The organism is Chitinophaga polysaccharea (assembly GCF_902150045.1).
Lineage (GTDB): Bacteria > Bacteroidota > Bacteroidia > Chitinophagales > Chitinophagaceae > Chitinophaga > Chitinophaga polysaccharea_A.
On the sequence record NZ_CABFVU010000002.1, the window covers coordinates 352,501 to 355,000 of the forward strand.

Annotated in this window: 2 rRNA genes (1 of these 2 cut by a window edge); both read left to right on the forward strand. The window is 46.0% G+C overall.

Annotated features, from left to right (window positions below):
- Positions 1–1,930: ribosomal RNA gene (locus FN124_RS16010) — 23S ribosomal RNA — on the forward strand (it extends 957 nt beyond the left edge of the window).
- Between the two features lie 84 nt (positions 1,931–2,014).
- Positions 2,015–2,126 (forward strand): 5S ribosomal RNA (gene rrf / locus FN124_RS16015).
- Positions 2,127–2,500: the final 374 nt, after the last annotated feature.

Here is a 2,500-nt window from a genome sequence, read left to right on the forward strand (position 1 = left end):
ATAATCTCCAGGAGTGAGGCTGTGGGCGCTAAGGTCCATGGCCGAGAGGGAAATAACCCAGACTAACAGCTAAGGTCCCTAATGATATGTTAAGTTGAACAAACGCGGTTCAAATCCTAAAACAGCCAGGATGTTGGCTTGGAAGCAGCCATTCATTTAAAGAGTGCGTAACAGCTCACTGGTCGAGGGTTTGGGCACGGAAAATAATCGGGCATCAAACATATAACCGAAGCTTTAGGCCTAATACGTAAGTATTAGACGGTAGGGGAGCATTCCAAACTGCATTGAAGGTGTGTTGTGAGACATGCTGGAGCGTTTGGAAAAGAAAATGTAGGCATAAGTAACGATAAATAAGATGAAAAATCTTATCGCCGTAAGACTAAGGGTTCCTGATCAACGCTAATCGGATCAGGGTTAGTCGGGTCCTTAGGCAAAGCCGAAAGGCGTAGCTGATGGCAAACTGGTGAATATTCCAGTACCTGCTATAAATTCGATGGAGTAACGGAGTAGTGAAAGGATCGCGCACTTACGGAATAGTGCGTTAAAGGGTGTAGTTATATTCTGAATTGGTAAATCCGTTCGGGATGATGAAACCTGATAGTACAGCAAAGCTTCGGCCGCGCTGATAGTGTCCCTAATCAGACTTCCAAGAAAAACTTCTAAGGTTCGTTTATAGCAGCCCGTACCGTAAACCGACACAGGTAGTCGAGATGAGTATTCTCAGGCGCTCGAGTGATCCGTGGTAAAGGAACTAGGCAAATTGACGCTGTAACTTCGGGATAAGGCGTGCCACAGTGATGTGGCCTCAGTAAAATGGTACAACCAACTGTTTAACAAAAACACAGGGCCCTGCAAAATCGAAAGATGACGTATAGAGCCTGATACCTGCCCGGTGCTGGAAGGTTAAGGAAGGATGTTCGGAGCAATCCAAAGCTTCTGACTGAAGCCCCAGTAAACGGCGGCCGTAACTATAACGGTCCTAAGGTAGCGAAATTCCTTGTCGGGTAAGTTCCGACCTGCACGAATGGTCTAATGAGTTGTACACTGTCTCTACCACGAGCTCGGTGAAATTGTAGTATCGGTGAAGATGCCGGTTAATCGCAACGGGACGGAAAGACCCCGTGAACCTTCACTACAACTTAACATTGATTTTGAATGCCAGATGTGTAGGATAGTTGGGAGACTATGAAGCAGCTTCGCCAGGAGTTGTGGAGTCATCGTTGAAATACCAACCTTCTGTTATTTAGAGTCTAATCCCTTAACGGGGAGACATTGTTTGGTGGGTAGTTTGACTGGGGTGGTCGCCTCCTAAAAGGTAACGGAGGCTCGCAAAGGTACCCTCAGTACGGTTGGTAATCGTACGTAGAGCGCATTAGTATAAGGGTGCTTGACTGTGAGGCCAACAAGCCGAGCAGGTGCGAAAGCAGGCTAAAGTGATCCGGTGGTTCTGTATGGAAGGGCCATCGCTCAAAGGATAAAAGGTACTCCGGGGATAACAGGCTGATCTCACCCAAGAGCTCATATCGACGGTGAGGTTTGGCACCTCGATGTCGGTTCGTCACATCCTGGGGCTGGAGAAGGTCCCAAGGGTTCGGCTGTTCGCCGATTAAAGTGGCACGTGAACTGGGTTCAGAACGTCGCAAGACAGTTCGGTCCCTATCTGTTGTGATCGTTAGTAAATTGAGAGGACATGACCTTAGTACGAGAGGACCGGGTCGTACGTACCGCTGGTGTATCTGTTGTGCCGCCAGGTGCAGTGCAGAGTAGCTATGTACGGATAGGATAAACGCTGAAAGCATCTAAGCGTGAAACCTGCTTCAAGATGAGTTTACTTTTAAGGGCCGTCGGAGACTACGACGTTGATAGGTTACAGGTGTAAGGGTGGTAACATCGCAGCCGAGTAATACTAATTGCCCGTAAGCTTTAATTTTTTCAATTATTACGCTAAAAAGTTTTGAATACAACTTTCCCGATATGTTATCTTATTAGTTTGCTGTAACAGCAAAGAAGATCTTATGGTGGTTATGCCGAGGGTGTTCACCTCTTCCCATTCCGAACAGAGAAGTTAAGCCCCTCATGGCCGATGGTACTGCACTATCATGCGGGAGAGTAGGTAGCTGCCATACTTATTAAGAGAAAAGCCTTGGTGTTTCATACACTAAGGCTTTTTCTTTCTATATAGTAGAGAGCATTGTGTAAGGCAATGCGGAGTACGGCTAAAGAGCAGTACTTATCTCGAAAGGAAATTAGTGAACCGGAGATGTTTATACATCGCCTCACACACTAAAGTAGCCATTAAAGAGTTACAGATCTGCAGTTTATACTGCCAATCATCTGCTCTATATCTACAGTTCTTTGTATCAGCAGTTTTCTGCTACCGTTATCATCAGTGGATTGTTTTATTGCCGATATAATAACAGTTTATAATTGTTACCAATGTTGTCGGGAAGCATTCTACGATCGATACAATCAGCAGCCTGCCGCTGCTATTGGTGACACA